The sequence below is a fragment of the Agathobaculum sp. Marseille-P7918 genome, assembly GCF_964248325.1.
In the GTDB taxonomy this organism is placed as follows: Bacteria; Bacillota; Clostridia; order Oscillospirales; family Butyricicoccaceae; genus Agathobaculum.
This window is the reverse complement of sequence record NZ_CAXTXI010000005.1, coordinates 46,143-64,687: the sequence shown is the minus strand read 5'-3', so window position 1 is coordinate 64,687 and position 18,545 is coordinate 46,143. Positions and strand designations below refer to the sequence as shown.

General features: G+C 52.5%; 20 protein-coding genes and 1 riboswitch. Of the genes, 15 read left to right on the top strand and 5 right to left on the bottom strand.

Annotated elements, in window-relative coordinates:
• Positions 1-13 precede the first annotated feature (13 nt).
• The 3 genes from hemW to ACESSO_RS08745 all read right to left on the bottom strand — a co-directional run bounded on the left by hemW (position 14) and on the right by ACESSO_RS08745 (position 3,254).
• Entirely contained in the window at positions 14-1,186 is a 1,173-nt protein-coding gene (gene hemW / locus ACESSO_RS08755) for a radical SAM family heme chaperone HemW (RefSeq protein ID WP_373164673.1), read from the bottom strand.
• Complete coding sequence (gene lepA, locus ACESSO_RS08750; RefSeq protein ID WP_373164672.1) at positions 1,183-2,994, bottom strand: translation elongation factor 4; 1,812 nt, start codon at positions 2,992-2,994, stop codon at positions 1,183-1,185. Before lepA ends, hemW begins: the two co-directional genes overlap by 4 nt.
• 86 nt (positions 2,995-3,080) lie before the next feature.
• The gene (locus ACESSO_RS08745; protein WP_373164671.1) at positions 3,081-3,254 is read right to left on the bottom strand and encodes a hypothetical protein; all 174 of its coding nucleotides are present in this window, start codon (positions 3,252-3,254) and stop codon (positions 3,081-3,083) included.
• Between the two features lie 79 nt (positions 3,255-3,333).
• Positions 3,334-3,463, top strand: a riboswitch (FMN riboswitch).
• A 185-nt stretch (positions 3,464-3,648) separates the two neighbouring features.
• On the opposite strand from ACESSO_RS08745, the gene ribD reads away from it, so the two are divergent.
• From ribD to ACESSO_RS08695, 10 genes are all read left to right on the top strand, one after another.
• A complete protein-coding gene (gene ribD, locus ACESSO_RS08740) occupies positions 3,649-4,710 on the top strand; it encodes a bifunctional diaminohydroxyphosphoribosylaminopyrimidine deaminase/5-amino-6-(5-phosphoribosylamino)uracil reductase RibD (RefSeq protein WP_373164670.1) in 1,062 nt (353 codons plus the stop codon).
• A 1-nt stretch (position 4,711) separates the two neighbouring features.
• Positions 4,712-5,365 carry a riboflavin synthase gene (locus ACESSO_RS08735; RefSeq protein WP_373164669.1) on the top strand — a complete coding sequence of 218 codons (654 nt, stop codon included), beginning with the start codon at positions 4,712-4,714 and terminating at the stop codon, positions 5,363-5,365.
• Positions 5,366-5,391: 26 nt separating this feature from the next.
• Positions 5,392-6,600, top strand: a complete 1,209-nt coding sequence (locus ACESSO_RS08730) for a bifunctional 3,4-dihydroxy-2-butanone-4-phosphate synthase/GTP cyclohydrolase II (protein WP_373164668.1) — start codon at positions 5,392-5,394, stop codon at positions 6,598-6,600.
• A gap of 33 nt (positions 6,601-6,633) precedes the next feature.
• Entirely contained in the window at positions 6,634-7,095 is a 462-nt protein-coding gene (gene ribE / locus ACESSO_RS08725) for a 6,7-dimethyl-8-ribityllumazine synthase (RefSeq protein ID WP_373164667.1), read from the top strand.
• 294 nt (positions 7,096-7,389) lie between these two features.
• A complete protein-coding gene (locus tag ACESSO_RS08720) occupies positions 7,390-8,310 on the top strand; it encodes a LysR family transcriptional regulator (RefSeq protein WP_373164666.1) in 921 nt (306 codons plus the stop codon).
• Positions 8,311-8,591: 281 nt separating this feature from the next.
• Entirely contained in the window at positions 8,592-9,761 is a 1,170-nt protein-coding gene (locus tag ACESSO_RS08715; RefSeq protein WP_373164665.1) for a hypothetical protein, read from the top strand.
• Between the two features lie 24 nt (positions 9,762-9,785).
• On the top strand, positions 9,786-10,967 hold the full coding sequence (locus tag ACESSO_RS08710) for a M20 family metallopeptidase (protein ID WP_373164664.1): 1,182 nt from the start codon (positions 9,786-9,788) through the stop codon (positions 10,965-10,967).
• Between the two features lie 26 nt (positions 10,968-10,993).
• A complete protein-coding gene (locus ACESSO_RS08705; RefSeq protein WP_373164663.1) occupies positions 10,994-11,632 on the top strand; it encodes a nucleoside recognition domain-containing protein in 639 nt (212 codons plus the stop codon).
• Positions 11,633-11,647: 15 nt separating this feature from the next.
• The gene (locus tag ACESSO_RS08700) at positions 11,648-12,181 is read left to right on the top strand and encodes a nucleoside recognition domain-containing protein (RefSeq protein WP_373164662.1); all 534 of its coding nucleotides are present in this window, start codon (positions 11,648-11,650) and stop codon (positions 12,179-12,181) included.
• A gap of 24 nt (positions 12,182-12,205) precedes the next feature.
• Positions 12,206-12,430 (top strand): hypothetical protein, encoded by a 225-nt coding sequence (locus ACESSO_RS08695; RefSeq protein WP_373164661.1) that lies wholly within the window; start codon positions 12,206-12,208, stop codon positions 12,428-12,430.
• 224 nt (positions 12,431-12,654) lie between these two features.
• Here the strand turns inward: ACESSO_RS08695 and ACESSO_RS08690 are convergent, their stop codons facing one another.
• Entirely contained in the window at positions 12,655-14,880 is a 2,226-nt protein-coding gene (locus ACESSO_RS08690; protein ID WP_373164660.1) for a C69 family dipeptidase, read from the bottom strand.
• 254 nt (positions 14,881-15,134) lie between these two features.
• On the opposite strand from ACESSO_RS08690, the gene ACESSO_RS08685 reads away from it, so the two are divergent.
• From ACESSO_RS08685 to ACESSO_RS08670, 4 genes are all read left to right on the top strand, one after another.
• Positions 15,135-15,446 (top strand): ArsR/SmtB family transcription factor, encoded by a 312-nt coding sequence (locus tag ACESSO_RS08685; RefSeq protein ID WP_373164659.1) that lies wholly within the window; start codon positions 15,135-15,137, stop codon positions 15,444-15,446.
• An 85-nt stretch (positions 15,447-15,531) separates the two neighbouring features.
• On the top strand, positions 15,532-16,545 hold the full coding sequence (locus ACESSO_RS08680; protein ID WP_373164658.1) for a permease: 1,014 nt from the start codon (positions 15,532-15,534) through the stop codon (positions 16,543-16,545).
• A 61-nt stretch (positions 16,546-16,606) separates the two neighbouring features.
• Positions 16,607-16,987: a thioredoxin family protein gene (locus ACESSO_RS08675; RefSeq protein WP_373164657.1), complete on the top strand. Its 381-nt coding sequence runs from the start codon at positions 16,607-16,609 to the stop codon at positions 16,985-16,987.
• 31 nt (positions 16,988-17,018) lie between these two features.
• Entirely contained in the window at positions 17,019-17,486 is a 468-nt protein-coding gene (locus tag ACESSO_RS08670; protein ID WP_373164656.1) for an arsenate reductase ArsC, read from the top strand.
• A 132-nt stretch (positions 17,487-17,618) separates the two neighbouring features.
• Here ACESSO_RS08670 and ACESSO_RS08665 read toward each other — a convergent pair whose 3' ends face one another.
• Positions 17,619-17,975 (bottom strand): hypothetical protein, encoded by a 357-nt coding sequence (locus tag ACESSO_RS08665; RefSeq protein ID WP_373164655.1) that lies wholly within the window; start codon positions 17,973-17,975, stop codon positions 17,619-17,621.
• A gap of 190 nt (positions 17,976-18,165) precedes the next feature.
• Between ACESSO_RS08665 and ACESSO_RS08660 the strand changes: the two genes are divergently transcribed.
• Positions 18,166-18,537: a TIM barrel protein gene (locus ACESSO_RS08660; RefSeq protein ID WP_373164654.1), complete on the top strand. Its 372-nt coding sequence runs from the start codon at positions 18,166-18,168 to the stop codon at positions 18,535-18,537.
• The last annotated feature ends 8 nt before the right edge of the window (positions 18,538-18,545 follow it).

Here is an 18,545-nt window from a genome sequence, read left to right as displayed (position 1 = left end):
ATCAGCCGGTCTTTTACCGGAACACCGGCGGCGCAGACGATTCCATCTGCTCCTGCCCCGCCTCAACGATGGTATTGATGATGCTGTTGGACACCAGAAAGCCCTTTTCGGTCAGATACCAGCGGGTACCCTGATGAGCAACTAATTCCTGCCCCATCAGGCTGCGAAACGCTTCCTCATACGGTGTTGAGTCGATGTTATACCGTTTTTCCAGATCAATGAAATCCACACCTTCTGCCGTGCGAAGGCGCACCATCAGGTATTCGCCCTGCCGTTGGAAGGTTGGCACCTCGTCCTCATCCCGCAGGATATCCTCACCGTTTATGTATGCCTTGATATCCCTTGCAAACTCGAACCGGCGGCCGTTCATGAACGAATGCGCCCCCGGCCCAAGACCCAGGTACTCGGATAAATCCCAGTACTTTGCATTGTGCCGCGAACGAAAGCCGGGCTTGGCAAAATTTGAAATTTCGTAATGCTCAAACCCGTTCTTGCGCAGCAGATCACACATGGCAAGATAAGTATCTGCCTGTGCGTCGTCGTCCGGCAAAACGGGGTTTTCGCGCCCCATCGGGGTGGCTGGCTCGAGCTTCAGGCCGTAGCACGACAAGTGCTTAGGCCCAAGCGCCAGACACTGCTCAACCGAGTCGAGGAATTTTTCCTGCGTTTGGCCCGGCAGACCGTACATCAGATCAAGGCTGATATTATCGAAGCCCTTCTCTCGCGCCAAATCCACCGCAGCTTTGGCTTGCTCAAACGTATGGATACGTCCGATGCGTTTGAGCTCGTCCTCCTGCGCGGACTGCACACCGAAGGACAGGCGGTTGACGCCATGTTTTTTCATCGCGTCAAGCACCTTTTTATCCGTGCTTTCCGGATTGCACTCGACCGTAATCTCCGCGTCATCCGCAAGCGGAAATTTGTTGCGCACCTCCTGCAGGATGCGGCCAAGATACTTCGGTCCCAAACAGGACGGCGTGCCGCCGCCGACGTACACGGTGTCCACCGTATAACCGCTGCACGTTTTCCCGTATTCACGAATGTGCATTAACAGCGCCGAAACGTAGTTTTTCATCAGATCCACGTCTGTCACGGAATAAAAATCGCAGTAAGCACACTTTTTTACACAAAACGGAATGTGCAGATACAGCCCCAAAGGCCGATTATTATAACTGAATTTGCTCATGATTCCTCATCCAGCTTCAAGACCGCCATGAACGCTTCGGTCGGAATCTGCACCGTGCCGAGCGAACGCATCTTCTTCTTGCCTTCCTTTTGTTTTTCCAGCAGTTTTTTCTTGCGCGTGATGTCGCCGCCGTAGCACTTGGCCAGCACATCCTTGCGCATCGCCTTGACTGTCTCTCGCGCGATGACCTTTCCGCCGATTGCCGCCTGAATCGGCACTTCGAACAGCTGACGCGGGATATTCTCCTTGAGTTTTTCGCAGATACGGCGCGCACGGCCGTAAGCCTTTTCGCGGTGCACAATAAACGAAAGTGCGTCCACCTGGTCACCGTTGAGCAGCATATCCACCTTGACCAAGTCGCTCGGCCGGTAATCAAGAAACTCGTAGTCCAGCGAAGCGTAGCCGCGAGTGCGTGCCTTGAGCGCGTCAAAAAAGTCGTAAATAATTTCGTTTATCGGCATTTCATAGTGCAGCTCTACCAGATTGGCATCCAGATACTGCATGTCTTTAAATATGCCGCGCCGCTCCTGACACATCGGCATGATGTTGCCGACATATTCCTGCGGCGTCATGATGGTCGCCTTGACAAACGGCTCACGCGCCTCCTCAATGAGACCCGGATCGGGATAATCATGCGGGTTGTCGCACTGGACAACCGTGCCGTCGGTCTTGACAATTTCATAGACCACGCTCGGCAGCGTCGTGACCAAATCGAGGTCGAACTCACGCTCCAGTCGCTCCTGAATGACCTCCATGTGCAGCATGCCGAGGAACCCGCAGCGGAAACCGAAGCCCAGCGCTACCGAGCTTTCCGGCTCGAAGGACAGCGCCGCATCGTTGAGCTGCAATTTCTCCAGTGCATCGCGCAGATCGGGGTATTTGGAACCATCCTCGGTGTAAATACCGCAGAACACCATCGGCCGCGCGGGACGATAACCCGGTAGGGCCTCCGCCGTCGGGCGTTCAGCCTCGGTGACCGTGTCGCCGACGCGAGTGTCGGATACGGTCTTGATGGATGCGGTAAAGTAACCGACCTCACCCGCGCACAGCTCCTGCTGCGGGGATAGCCCGAGCGGCAGCATGTAGCCGCATTCGAGCACCTGAAACGTCGCGCCGGTCGCCATCATTTTGACCTTCATCCCCGGACGGATACAGCCCTCCATCAGGCGCATATAGACGATAACGCCTTTATAAGGGTCGTACTGGCTGTCAAATATCAGTGCGCGCAGCGGTGCATCCGGATCGCCCGTCGGCGCGGGGATGTCCGACACGATGCGCTCAAGCACGGAATGAATGTTAATATTCATTTTGGCGGAAATCTCCGGGCTGTCCTCAGCCGGGATGCCGATGATATCCTCAATCTCCTGCTTGACGCGCGGCGCGTCCGCAGCCGGCAGGTCAATCTTATTGATAACCGGCACAACCTCCAACCCCGCGTCAATCGCAAGATAGGTGTTGCCCAACGTCTGCGCCTCGATGCCCTGCGCCGCATCCACAACCAGCAGCGCACCCTCGCACGCAGCCAGCGAACGAGAGACCTCGTAATTGAAGTCAACATGCCCCGGCGTGTCGATGAGATTCATCTCATAGGTTTTGCCGTCGTCCGCCTCATATTCCATACGCACGGCGCGCGCCTTAATCGTGATGCCGCGTTCGCGCTCCAGATCCATATTGTCGAGTAACTGCTCCTCCATCTCGCGCTGAGATACCGCTTTGCACTGCTCAAGCAGGCGGTCGGCAAGCGTGGACTTACCGTGGTCGATGTGCGCAATAATGGAAAAATTACGAATTTGCTCGCGATTTTTCACCCCGAAAGCTCCTTATCTGTTCCATAATAGCAATATGGAAATATTATAGCACGTTCCCGCCTGTCTCACAAGCGTTCTTTTCCGGTTTACCGGCTCCCTGCCCTTGTTCTGTTTTTTTGCACAAATTTGATTTTCTTTTGCTCCGGATTTGATGTGACTACGCTATGATAAAAATGTAGATAAGCCACATTCTTTTCTCTTTTCTTTATACTCTTCCCAAATGCAGGGGCGGCCAAGGCCGCCTCTGCATATTTTTTCATAAAATGCTTGCATTCTTGTTCTTGCGGGTATATACTGTGTTCAGCAAAGCATTTAACTGCTGTGCTAAAACCGAATATCAGGATTCTTCAGGGCAGGGTGCAATTCCCTACCGGCGGTACAGCCCGCGAGCGGACGCTTTTTCAAAGCGAATGCATGATTCGGTGAAACTCCGAAGCCGACAGTATAGTCTGGATGAAAGAAGAATGCGCGAAAAACGGATTTTGTTCCGTTTTCGCTTGTTTGCTGTTCTGAAACACATTTTGTGTTTCAGATTTTTTATTTTTATGACGTTTCGCCCCGAAGCATCTGCTTTCGGGGCGATTTTTCATTTTACAGCCCGTAACAGGCTGTTTTGGCGAGGTGATCCGATTGCAAAACCAAACGGAATCTTATATGCGCCGCGCACTTGAACTGGCCAAACGCGGCGCAGGACACGTCAGCCCTAACCCAATGGTCGGCTGCGTCATCGTTAAAGACGGACGCATCATCGGCGAAGGCTGGCATGAATACTGCGGCGGCCTGCACGCTGAACGCAACGCGCTGAAAAACTGCACGGAGGACCCGGCAGGCGCAGACTTATACGTTACGCTTGAGCCATGCTGCCACTGGGGCCGCACCCCTCCCTGCACAGAAGCCATTCTCGAAAAGCGCATCGGTCGTGTATTCGTCGGGTGTCTGGACGCAAACCCGCTTGTTGCCGGCAAGGGAGCACAGATTCTGCGGGATGCAGGCATTCCGGTCGAAACCGGCATCTGTGAGAACGAGTGCCGCCAGCTCAACGAGGTATTCTTTCACTTCATCACAAACAAAACCCCGTATGTTGTACTCAAATATGCTATGACGCTGGACGGCAAGATTGCCGCGTACACCGGCGACAGCCGCTGGGTAACGGGCGAAGCCGCCCGCCGTCACGTGCACGAGACACGCGCACGCCTATCCGGCATCATGGTTGGCGTCGGCACCGTGCTGGCAGACGACCCATTGCTCACCTGCCGCATCGAGGACGGACACAACCCATGCCGCATTGTCTGTGACAGTCACGCGCGCACGCCGCTGGACTCCCAACTCATTCGCACCGCGCACGACACCGACACGGTCATCGCCGTGACCGAATGGAACGAACGCGCCACGGCACTCAAAAAAGCAGGCGCACACCTATTGCTGTGCAAGGCACAAAACGGCAAAGTGGACTTGAACGACCTGATGCATCAGCTTGCTGCGCGCGGTCTGGACAGCATCCTGCTTGAAGGAGGCGCAGAGCTGGCGTTTGCAGCGCTTGAGGCAGGTATCGTCCATAAAGTGCAGGCTTATATCGCACCCAAACTGATTGGCGGCAGTACCGCCAAAACCCCGCTCGGCGGCACAGGTTTCGCCCATATGTCAGACGCTTTGACACTCAAAAACGCAACTGTCACGCCGCTGGGTGCGGACTTCCTGCTCGAGGGGGTGCTGTAATATGTTTACCGGTATCATTGAGGAAATCGGCACCGTACGCCGTATCGAGCGCGGCGCCGCGGGCGCAAGACTCACCATCGCGGCGAAAACCGTGCTGGAAGGCACCAAGCTCGGCGACAGCATCGCCACCAACGGCGTGTGTCTGACCGTTGTCGCGATGACGGCGGACAGCTTCAGCGCAGACGTCATGGCCGAGTCGCTGCGGCGCTCTAGCCTCGGCGCACTGCAAAGCGGCTCACCGGTCAATCTTGAGCGCGCCATGCCCCTGAACGGTCGCTTCGGCGGACACATTGTTTCCGGTCACATCGACGGCACCGGCACAATTGCATCCCAAAAGCGCGAGGACAACGCGGTTTGGGTGACTGTGCACACCTCCGCTTCCCTGCTGCGATATATCGTGGAAAAAGGCTCGATTGCAATTGACGGCGTAAGTCTGACGGTTGCGGCGGTGGACCAGACCGGTTTTTCGGTATCCATCATCCCACACACAGGCGCGCAGACCATCCTGCTGGACAAAAAGCCGGGTGAGACGGTCAATCTGGAGTGCGACGTTATCGGAAAATATGTCGAAAAGCTGCTTACACCGTATTCACCGGCTGAAAAATCCGCTTCAAGCAGTATCACTATGGAATTTCTGGCCCAACATGGGTTCTAAAAAAAAATAAAAGGAGGACAATCCATATGAAACAGCAATATTGCACGGTCGAAGAGGCGCTGGATGAACTGCGCGCCGGCCGCATCATCATCTCCATCGACGACCCCGACCGTGAAAACGAAGGCGACATGATTTGCGCCGCCCAGTTCGCCACTACTGAGAATGTCAACTTTATGGCGACATATGCCAAGGGCCTAATCTGCACGCCGATGAGCGAAGCCGTGGCGCAGCGGCTGGGGCTGGAACAAATGGTCAAGGTCAACACCGACAACCATCAGACTGCATTCACCGTCTCGGTAGACCATGTGGAAACCACCACTGGCATTTCTGCAGAGGAGCGCGGCTACACCTGCCGCATGTGCGCCGATCCCAACTCCAAACCGTCAGATCTGCGTCGTCCCGGCCATGTCTTTCCGTTGGTATCACGCTATGGTGGCGTGCTTACCCGCAACGGACACACCGAGGCAACCGTTGACCTGTGCCGACTGGCGGGGCTGGAAGAATGCGGCCTGTGCTGCGAAATCATGCGCGACGACGGCACGATGATGCGCACAACTGAGCTGCTTGAACATGCGGCGAAGTGGGGGCTTAAGGTCATCACAATCAAAGCGCTGCAGGATTACTGCCGCCGCCACGACAAACATGTCGTGCGTGAGGCCTGCGCCAAGCTGCCGACCCGCTTCGGTGAGTTCCAGATTTACGGTTACATCAACGACCTGACCGGCGAGCATCATGTGGCACTGGTCAAGGGAGACATCGGAGACGGCAAAAACCTGTTGTGCCGTGTGCATTCGGAATGCCTGACAGGCGACGTGTTCGGCTCTCGCCGCTGCGACTGCGGCCAGCAGCTTGCAGCCGCCATGCAGCAAATCGATCGCGAAGGACGCGGCGTGCTGCTCTATATGCGGCAGGAGGGCCGCGGCATCGGTCTTATCAACAAGCTCAAGGCATACGAGCTACAGGAACAGGGCTGGGATACCGTCGAAGCCAACGTCAAACTCGGCTTTGCACCCGACCTGCGCGAATACTGGATCGGCGCACAGATTTTGCAGGACCTTGGCGCAAAGGAGCTGCGTCTGTTGACCAATAACCCGGAAAAAATCTATGGTCTGGACGGCTTCGGCGTGGAAATCGTCGAACGTGTCCCGATCGAGATTGACCCGCAGGAAGATGATGCGTTCTATCTGCGCACCAAGCAGATTAAGATGGGCCATCTGTTCAAGCACATGCTGTAATCATAATCTATAACGTCATGGGAGGAAGAAAAAATGAAAGTACTTGAAGGAAAACTGGTTGCCGGCAAAGGTAAATTTGCTATCGTTGCATCGCGCTTTAATGAATTCATCGTCTCTAAGCTGATCTCCGGCGCAGAGGACACGCTCGTGCGTCACGGCGTAGACACCGATGACATCACACTTGTCTGGGTGCCGGGCGCGTTTGAAATCCCGCTTGCAGCGCTCAAGCTCGCGCAATCGGGTCAATACTGCGCCGTTCTCTGCCTCGGTGCGGTTATCCGCGGCTCGACCTCGCACTATGACTATGTCTGCAACGAGGTTTCCAAGGGCGTAGCGCAGGTCAACCTGCAGACCGGCGTACCGACCACCTTCGGCGTACTGACCACCGAAAACATCGAGCAGGCCATCGAGCGCGCCGGCACCAAGGCCGGCAACAAGGGCGCGGACGCCGCTATCGCTGCGCTCGAACTTGCCAATCTGCTGCCGCAGCTTTAAGCATCTGCCCTCCACTTAAATATAGTACCAAAGGACTTGTCGCCTGCAAACCGCAGGCAGCAAGTCCTTTCTCTGCTTCTGTTGCAATTTCAGAGTAATTCAGAACCGTCGTATGAACTGCCTCAACCAAACATCTGCGACGAAATCCTATTTCCTCCCTCATTAACGCCCGACTCGGACAGCCATATGACAAGCACAACATCTTTCTTTCCATCCGCAATGTCGAATGCTCTCGAAAAAAATCTATTTTTGTGATAAACTATTCTTATCCAATGAGAAATGGGGCGTTTGTCAATGCAGATTCATCAGCTTACCTATTTTGTGACCGTCGCAGAGCAGGGCAGCATCAACAAAGCTGCGGAAAAACTGTTTGTGACCCAGCCCAATCTGAGCAAAGCCATCAGCAATCTGGAAAACGAACTGAAGGTGCGCATCTTTAATCGCACCAATAAAGGCGTTGTGCTGACCGATGAAGGAAAAAAGCTGTATCAGTATGCGCGTACCATCCTCAATCAGATGGAACTGATTCAGGGCTTATCCTCGAAAGAGCGCCCGCGCATTCTTTCGATTGCTTCCTATCCCATCATCACCATGGGACGGCTCATCAGCGAATTTTACAATGCACATAAGCAGGAGGACATCTCCTTAAAACTGGTGGAACAGCGGATGCAGCAGGTAATTGAAAGCGTGGAAAGCGGAGAGGCCGAAATTGGATTTGTAATGAGCAACAACGTACAGGCCAAGGAGCTCAAGCATATGCTGCACTTCAAAAACCTGGTTTTCAATCCCTTGGGAGAGGATACCTGGTATGCCAACATCGGCCCGCACAGTCCATTATATGTACAAAATGAGGTCACGATGGAGCAGCTTTTACAATATCCCATCGTACGACTTCCGGACGACTATTTCTCCAACCTGACCTTTTATCTGGAAATCGACGGTGTTCGGCTGACCGAACATAAAAAAGTGGTGTATGTCAGCGATAGTGCCGCCATTCTCGCGCTGCTCAGCACAACCGATGTGTTCCGGTTCGGCCCGGGGCTGAGCGCGCCGGATTACGCGCGTTACGGCATTAAGACCATTCCCATCCGAAACTGCAATGTGAAAATCAACGTCGGCTGGCTGCAGCGAAAAAGAGAGCTGCTCAGCCCGGAGGCGCAGGCCTTTGTCGAACTTCTCAACGGGCTGTATTCGTCGCCAGCCGCAGTACATTGAACAGGAAAGTCGTTATAACCTGTTATGCGAAATAGTTATGACTGCGTTATAACTATTATTTAGTTGACATCAGAATGCAATCTTGCTATAGTTAAAACATCAAAGCAAAGGCGCTATGTTTGTACATAGCGCCTTTTTCTTTGTGTAAAAATACCAATTTTCTTCCGCCTATCATCTCATTTTTTGCCATTATGTATCATTTATAACTGCATTATAATTTTTTCGATTTGGACAGGCAAAAAAGTAACATGGTATGCTGAAACCAAGAAAGGATGAGGGATATGACACCGGTTCTGGCGCTCACCGTTTTGTTATGTATCTATGCTGCAGGAGAACTGATTGCGCAGCGAACCAAGGCAGTTTTTTCTACAGTACTTGGCATTGCGCTTCTGCTGCTTGCCGGATTCTGGAGCGGCGTGCTGCCACGCTCCTTAATTGAGGATGCACAGGTGACCGGCTTTGGCAATGTGATTGCGGGTCTTCTAATCGTTTCTCTGGGCACCACAATCGACTTTGCCGAATTGCGCCGTCAGTGGAAGGTGGTTCTCACTGCCCTGTTCTGTGTTTGCGGTGCGGTGGCTGTGATTATTCTGATTGGCATGCCCCTGATTGGCCGCGACATGGCAATTGCCGGCGCTCCGATTTTCGCCGGTGGCAGCGCAGCTACACTGATTATGACCAGTGCGCTTGACGAAATGGGGCTCGCGCAGGCCAGTACCTTCTGCATTGTGCTTTATGTCACGCAAAAATTTATCGGTGTGCCCATCGCTTCGCTCTTGCTGCGCCGTACTGCACGACAATTCCGGGAAGATGCCAAGCTGGTCGCAGAATACAGCGAAGCGCAGCAGGGAGAAGCCTCTGCCCAAAAGCGCGGTCCTCTCTGTTTGCCTCCCGCATTTGCCCGCCCGTCCGTCTATCTCGCAAAACTGGGGCTTACAGCACTGGTCGCCTACTACCTTTCCCAACTGACCGACGGCGTCATTCACTACTATGTGCTCTGCCTGATTATGGGCGCTGTATTTTTCGCGGCTGGATTTTTGGAGAAAGGAATTTTGGAGAAAACCAAGTCCAGTTCTTTGATTACTTTTTTTGTCACCATTTTGATTTTCTCCAATTTGTCCACCACAACGCCGCAGCAGGTTGTATCCGTTTTGCCTGCACTGCTGCTTTCCGCAATCTGCGGCGTCGGCGGCATCGTAATTGTCGGCTTTGCCTGCGCCAAACTGCTGCACATTCCCTTTGCGCTGTCGATTTCCCTCGGCATCAGCTGCACCTTCGGCTTTCCCACTACCATGCTGATCCCACAGGAGGTTGCGGAAGCCTTTGGCCGCAACGAACAGGAAAAGGCCGCAATACTCAATTACTTACTGCCAAAAATGCTGACAGCTGGATTCGTCACCGTTACCATCGCCTCGGTTTTGCTGGCGGGTATCGCGGTACGTATGCTGTGAGCAGATAAAAAGGAGGACTCCACCATGGAACAAATTTTTGAACAAATCCGCCGTTATATCGACGGAAACCGCAAGCCTATGCTTTCCCTTTGGGAAGAATTGGTCAACACGGAAAGCGGCTCGCGCCAACTGGATGGTGTAACCGCCGTTTGCAACATCCTGCGCCGCGAATTGGAAGGTACAGGCGCCAAAACACGTGTCATTCCGATGGAAAACGCCGGCGATGTCTTGGTCGGTGAATGGAACAGCGAAAGCACCAAAGCACCGCTGCTGTTTATCGGACATATGGATACGGTTTTTAAGGAAGGCGCTGCAACGGAATACCCCTTCCGCATTGATGAAAACGGCTTTGCACACGGTCCGGGCGTACTGGATATGAAAGCCGGTCTGGTAATCGCGGTGTATGCAATCAAGGCGCTGACCGAGGCCGGATTCCGCGACCGTCCCATCAAATGCATTTTTGCCGGCGATGAAGAAAACCTGCACATGTTCTCCAATGCCAAGGAAGTGATGGCCTCCGAAGCGGTCGGCGCTCTGGCTGCATTCAATTTTGAAACCGGCTATATGGACAATCGCTTTGTTGTCGGTCGCAAAGGCGGCGGACCGGTCACAATCACCGTGCATGGCGTCGCTGCACATTCCGGCATCGCACCCGAAAAAGGCCGCTCGGCCATTTTGGAAGCTGCACACAAAATTGCAGATTTAGAAGCCTATAACGACTTTTCTCGCGGCCGCCTTATCAACTGCGGCAAAATTACTGGCGGAATGGGAGAGAACACAATACCGGACCAGTGTACTATCCATATTGGCATCCGCTTTCCCACAACTGAGATTAAAAACGAGATCCTGACCGAGCTGGAACGGGTCACCGCAAACAGCACGGTACCGGATACTTGGGCGGAGCTGGATATCAGTCGTCTGATAAACTGCATGGATACGACCGACGGCGTCATGGCGTTATTCGGACATTTGAAAAAGACCGCGCAGTCCTGCGGCTTTGGAGAGATTGACTGTTTCCAGGTAGGCGGTCTGTCTGATTCCGGAATCACGGTCGCATGCGGTGTTCCCACAGTGTGCGGCATGGGTGCGCGCGGTGAAGGCAACCACACGCCCAATGAATACGCAGAAGTAGAATCCATGTTCCAGCGATGTATTTTGGCCGCCTGTGCCGCATGTACGCTGGAAGATGATTTCACCAAGGGATAAAAGAGATATCAAAGGAGGAAACGCAGATGAAAGAAAAAAGCGAAGAAAACAAGGAAAAAATCGGTATTGGCGCATGGATCGCGCTGGTTGTCCTGATTCTTGTTCTGTCGGGCGCATTCCGCACGGTGGACGGCCCGCTTAAGGTATTGGACTTTACCAACCTGTCCGGCTCATTCGGCCAGATTGGCGACACAGGTGCTAATCTGATTGGCTCGGGCGGTACCGGCGCCAAGGATGGTTTCATGGCCGGTTTCAACCTTATTCCCGCCGTCATGTTTTTCTGCGGCCTGCTGGGCGTATTTGAACAGCTTGGTGCTTTCAAGGCATCCGATATCGTATTCCGTCCGCTGCTGCGCCCTCTCATGGGCATCCCCGGCAAATGCGGCATTGCGTTTATCTCCAGCTTTACCGGCTCGGATGTGGCTGCCGTCATGACCCGCGAACTATATGAAAACGGCGAGATTACCGACGATGAACGAACCATCTTTGTGGCCTATCAATATGCCGGTTCCGCGTGCATCAACAATACCATTACCGGCGGCGCACCGCTGGTTGCCATTTGTCCGGTTGCGCTTGGACCCTGTATTGTTATCATGTTTATCTGCAAGCTGATCGGCGCCAATATCGTTCGTCTGGTGCTGCATGCCAAAAGAAACAAGGCTTAAAGGGAGGATAACCAAATGAGTGCAGAAGTTAAAACGGCATCCGTTGCGCAGCCATCCGCTCCGGCGGCTCCGGCCGCGGCGAAGAAGCCATCTATCGTCGATACTTTTCTCAAAGGTTGTGCCAAAGGTTTTAAAGTCGGCATTGAAAACATCACACCGGCTATGATTCTCGGCTATGTACTGGTTTACATTTTGCAGGAAACCGGTCTGATGGATCTGCTCGGCACCGTGATGGCCCCTGTCATGGGACTGTTCGGTCTGCCCGGCGAAGCCTTTGCAGTACTGATTTCCGCGTTCTTTGCAAAGGCCTCCGGCTGCGCGACCGCCGCTTCCATGTATCAGGCCGGTACGCTGACGCTGGGCCAAGCCTCCATGATGCTGCCCGCCTGTATTCTGATGGGCACCCTGATCGGCCACTATGCCCGTATTGTACTGGTTACCGGCTCAAACAAAAAATGGCATCCGCTTCTAATCGGCATCTGCCTGCTGGATGCAGCAATCAGCCTTGTTATCATGCGCATCATTCTTACCGCTATGGGCGTACAATAACATACCGGGAAAGGAGCAGTTCTCATGTTATCCAGACAGCGCGGCCTTCAACTGGAGGCTTTTGGCAGCATACTGATTGTCACCGTTATGCTGGCCGACCGATTCCTGTTTACTTTACAGGATGGATTTGTGCTGACAGCTGCAATCGTTTCTGCTGTATTTCTCACCATCGGCATCCGTGTTGTCAAACGGGCTGACGAACAAGCCCAACAGAAAGCGGAAAAGCAAAAATCCTCCCCCCATTCTTAGACACCCCTTCCCCCCAAGCCTCATGCCGTACAAATGCGACGGCATGGGGCTTTTCCCATATTGCGCCGGTTCTTTGCTCGGAATAATCCGGTTTTTCCTGCTGCGTACCCCACGGCCCTGCCGCAAAATATCGCAAACCATATTGCCGGACAAAAGACAAAACAGAAAAACCAAGCCGGGCAGCATATCGCTGCCCGGCTTGGTTTGTTTCACTACGAAAAGAATCAGGAAATCTGCTGTAAGTAACGCATCAAAACAACCGCTACTTCTGCACGGGTGGCATTCCCCGCAGGGCTAAGGGTTGTATCGCTGCTGCCGGTTATCAGACCTTCCGATACTGCCCATGCAAGCATTGGCTCGGCATAGCTGGAAATTTCAGCAAAATCCGTATAGGCATTCATATCCGCACGGGCCGAAACATCCTGACCCTTATATTGGGCATAGCGATACAGAATGGCCGCCATCTGCTCACGAGTGATATTATCATCCGGTGCAAACTGATTTTCCTCTACGCCATTAACAATCTTATTTTCTGCCGCCCATGCAACCGCATCCGCATACCAAGCGTTATCCGCCACATCGATAAAGGCAGCATCCGAAGCCGCAGGCTTGTTCTCCATGTTGTACAGCACCTGTACCATCATACTGCGGGACAGCGCCGCATCCGGCTCAAACGTGGTGTCGCCTGTACCGTTCATCACACCGTTGCTGACCACGTACTCTACTGCGTCAGCATACCACGCAGAGGACGAAACGTCGTCAAAGCCAGTTTCCTCTTCGACTGCCATGTCGATGGCGTAGGTCGGCATCTTGTTCTCAGTCAAAACTGTGGGGGTAAACACATCGTCCTTGGTCAGCTCGCCCGCCTTGTCCTGCGCGATGAAGGCGCGCAGCTCAGTCAGGATGCTCTTGGCGTTTGCAAACGCCTCTTCCGAAACCGCTTTACCCAACGCCGTTGCCGTTTTCTCAGCCTGCTCCGGGCTTTCCACATAAATGCGTTCCATCTCTTTATCTACCGCAGCTTGCTGCTCGATGAGTGCTTTCTGGTATTTTTCCCAATACAGCTTGACATTTGTGCCGTAACGCGCGCGGTCGTTATCACACAGGTCGTTGATGGCGGTAAATACCCAATAAGCGGAGGTTTCCGCCGGGAAATCCGCATCGTCCAGCACTTCTTCAATATTTTCTGCATCCGTACTGTACTCGGTCTGGAAAATTTCCGACGTATCGGTCAGCAGATTGCTGTAATACGGCAGATAAACCGAGAAGTCCGCGCGGGACATGGCCTGCCACTGCACAGTTGCCAATGCTTCCGGCATATCGCTGCGAATCTCAAAAATGTGACATTCTGCCTGACGCTCGTTGCCGATAGCAGTGCCATTCGGATTATTCTCCGGATTGTTATCCGCCGCGTATTCCGTACCTTCACCGCGGTAAGCCAGCAGACGCAGCACTTCATATGTGGTCAGCTCATGGTCCGCCTCAAACAGCATATTGAACGGACCTTCCGGTGCAGCCTCGCCTTCGCGCTCGACCGAAACCGTTTCCGACAGCGCTTCATTCAGATAGTTAACACCCTGCCAGTAACGGAAATACTGCCCATTGCCGAAATCTTCCGAACCATAGGTTTTCTGGATGTCGATTTTGGTAATCTTCTCATCGGCTGCCTCGCCCTTCTGCGAAGAAACCAGAAAACCATTCTCCAGCGGCAGAGAAATCAACGCATCCGACGCAATGACATTTTCCGTATCGGAAACATCAATCTCGTTCATCACCACCATGTTCGGGTTGACCGAAACCTTATCCACCGGCATCTTGACCGCAACATACTGATGACCGGACAGCGTTTCAAAGTCCCACACTTCGTTGGCATCACTGATGGTAAACGAGTTGCACTCACCGGAACCATAGGTGTCAATGATCTTGGCCAGTTTCTCCACACCGTCTCGTGCGGACTCCGCCGTCATCAGGACAACCGAGTTGAGGGAGATCTCACAGATACCGGTCTCTACCAACGGATCGGCTGCCTCGGCTTTTTCATTGTTTGCCGTCGAAACCGTCGCACTCATCGCAACGCCGTTTTCGTTCATACCGACTTCGCCGTAGGCTTCTCGCACGAGATTTCCGTTCGCATCCACAACAGATTCGCCCATCTCCACCGAGTCGCGCATCACAGTATAGCGGTAGGTGTGCGCCGGATACGGCATGGAGAATCCATATGTATCTTCATACATCTCGCCGTCCGCATGGTCAGCCGCCGGACGTACTTCAAATACTTTATCGTACAGCTTACCGATATCCTCGGAGCGGCCCACGTAAGTCGACCCGTTCGCCGACTGTTCGCTGCCGACATACACACCGCAGCAGGCGCCTGCACTAATGCTGGTACTCGCCGCAATCACCGCAGCCAGTGCGACCGCACTGAACCGCTTGTGCCATTTCTGATCCATTTACTTCATCCCTTTTTTAAATTTACCGCCTTTTGGCAGGCTTGTCTTTTAATATAGCATTTTTCCCTCGGAATTTCAATTATTTCCATATAATTTTTGAATATATTTTCAAATTTACGAATAAATAACCATTTGCATGGACCACCTGTTTTGCCTATTCAAATGAAATTACAGCATAATATATTGACATTTCTCGATATGAGTTATATACTCTTCTTAAATCGAATAATTTAAATTTGAGGAGGCAGATTTTCATGCGCAATCACGCAGCGGATGCGAAAGTATTCAAAGCATTTTGCGATGTCAACCGTCTGCAGATTCTGGAACTGCTGCGCAGCGGCGAAAAGTGTGCCTGCGTTTTGCTGGAGGATTTGCAAATCAGTCAGTCCACACTTTCCTATCACATGAAAATCTTATGTGATTCCGGCATCGTGGTCGGCCGCACAGAAGGCAAATGGACACACTATGCCATCAGCGACCAAGGCAGTGAAAAGGCAAAGCAACTGCTTGCGGAGCTGACACGCAAAAGCACCTGCCCGCAGACAGGCTGCGCTTGCAAAAAGTAAAAGCCGTCGTTTAGCCGATGGCTTTTATTCCGACTATCAAATCGAAAATTTTAGAACTATTTATCCAGTGAAAGGAGTATACTTCATGGAAACACTTCGTACCATCTGGCTGTTTTTTCAGAATCAAATTCTGGGAATGAAGTGGCTCAATACCTTGATCGGGAACGGTCTGGAAGCCATTGGCCTGAATCCAAACGGCCTCGCGGGCGGCAGCCTGCAATTCTTTTTGTACGACACCATTAAAATTTTTATTCTGCTGTCTGTACTGATATTCGGTATCTCATATATTCAAAGCTACTTTCCGCCCGAGCGCACCCGACAGATTCTGGGGCGGTTCCACGGCATCGGTGCGAACACCGCCGCGGCCTTGCTCGGTACGGTAACCCCTTTTTGTTCCTGTTCATCCATTCCCATTTTCATGGGCTTTACCAGCGCAGGTCTGCCGATAGGCGTGACCTTCTCCTTTCTTATATCCTCCCCAATGGTGGATCTCGGCTCACTGGTATTGCTGATGAGCGTTTTTGGCGCAAAGATCGCGGTTGTGTATGTCATTCTGGGTCTGGTCATCGCGGTTGCCGGAGGAACGCTGCTGGAAAAGCTGAAGATGGACCGCTATGTAGAGGATTTCATCAAAAACGCACCATATATGCAAACCGAAAACGGAACGCTCACTCGGCAGGATCGGATCGAATTTGCCAAAGAACAACTGCTTGGCACCATCAAGAAGGTTGCGCCCTATATTTTTATCGGCGTTGCAATCGGCGCGGTGATTCACAATATGATTCCGCAGGCATGGGTGGAGACCATTTTGGGCAGCGGCAATCCTTTTGCGGTCATTCTGGCCACGGTAGTGGGCATTCCGATGTATGCTGACATCTTCGGCACCATCCCCGTCGCGGAAAGCCTGCTGTTCAAAGGAGCCGGACTTGGCACCATCCTTTCCTTTATGATGGCAGTCACCACATTGAGTCTGCCTTCCCTCATTATGCTCAAAAAAGCGGTAAAGCCCAAACTGTTGGCAGTGTTTATTGCCATCTGTACCGTGGGTATCATACTGGTCGGCTATTTCTTTAATTTCTTTCAGTATTTTTTGATGTAAGATCATAAATGTATTTATTCTCATTTAAACTATACACACTATATTCAGGAGGTTTTTTATCATGGGACTGTTCGGTTTGGGAAAGAAAAAGAACTCTGAGGAAAAAGCGCCTGCCTGTGCCTGTCAGTGCGGCTGTCACGCAGCCGAAACAAGCACCACAGAAAGTGCAAAAGAGCGCATCGAAACCGATGCATGTACGCTTTCCATCAAGGTGCTGGGCACCGGCTGCGCTTCCTGTCACACGCTGCTGGAAAACACGAAGCAGGCGGTTGCCGGTATGGGACTGAATGCGGAGGTGGAATATGTGACCGATATGGCGCAAATCGCCGGTTACGGCGTCATGCGCATGCCCGCGCTGGTTATCAACGAAAAGCCGGCAGTCATGGGCAAGGTTCTCAAACCAGACGAGGTCGCAGATATCCTAAAAGGGATATGCGGCTGAGTGCATATGAAGCAAATTGCTTGAAAGGAACATGAAAATGAACCAAGATTGCTGTCCGGTCACGGACAACCGTTTAGAAGGCGGAAAACCTGCGCTGCGCTGTACCGGAAAGCCCAAAGTCTGCTTTCTCTGCGTACACAATTCCTGTCGCAGTCAAATAGCAGAAGCGCTGGGAAAACAGCTTGCCGGCGATGTGTTTGAAAGCTACTCCGCCGGTACGCAGCGGCAAGACCGCATCAACCCTGATGCAGTCCGCATGATGAAGCAACTGCACGGTATCAACATGGAGGAAACGCAATACAGCAAACTGCTCTCTGATATCCCCCAACCGGATATTGTCATCTTTATGGGCTGCAATGTCAGTTGTCCTCAAGTCCGTTATCAGTATGCGGAAAACTGGGGGCTAGATGATCCATCCGGTCAAAGCGATGAGGTTTTTGCCGAAACCATCGAAAAAATTGAGAAAAATGTGCTTGCATTGAAGAAAAAGCTGCAATGATTGCGGCAAATTCTATTCACTCCACACCTGACAAAAGCCGCAGGCTGCAACTTCTTGTTGCAGTCTGCGGCTTTCATTATCGGTCTGCTATCCATTGTATGCCACCCAAAGCAGCATACAATATGGCGAATATTATACCACCGGAGTTACCGTTTCAGCAGGAATTTTTTCGCAAGAAGTGCAAATATCCTCCTCCGAAACGCCATTGCAGCTGACAAAGCTGTCACCTACGGTTGCAACCGCACCGAACTCAACCGGCACAGCAACACAAATATCCTGCGAAATGGTAAAAACGCAGGAACCGTTCTTTACGCCGCCACACACTTCACGTCCCGGAATGACAACCGGAGAGCCGCAGCACTTCGTGACGGTAGTACCGGCCTGTGCAAAGGGTGTAACCGTTACCGGGACACAAATAGAGGCCGATTGATAGCCTACAGCAGGACAAGTCTGCGTTTCATCGAGAATATTGGAATTTGCAGTAACCATAATAAGTGGTTCTCCTTTCTGGCAGTTGCCATTGTCATATTATGTGCCAAATCCCAACACGTTCCTCCTCGCGTCCATGTCTTTCGAGCAAATCGACAAGGCTGGCATATGCCTGCTTCTGACTACCGCCAAGTTGCTGCATGAATTACATTCCATCAAAATTTTTGAAATTGAATAACCGCACCGCAAAATGTACGACACGTTGCTCGACTGTGTCAAACTTGCGGACGCCGAGGGCATCACTCTGAATCTGGAAACGCTCAACATTGCGACCGACCATGTCGGCAACTTCCTTGCAACGACACAGATGGAGGCGGAAATCGTCCGGCTAATTGGCTCACCGCGGCTTCAGTTTCTGTACGACGTGTATCACATGCAGATCAATGAAGGCTGTATCTATGACACAATCACTCGGTACGGCGATACATTCGGCCATATTCATGTAGTGGATGCCCCGGTCGTCACGAGCCGGGCACCGGCGAAATCAACTACAAAAAAGTGCTTTCACACCTTGAAGCCTGCGGCTTTACCGGTCGCGTGGGCTACGAACTGTTCTCACTGACCGATACC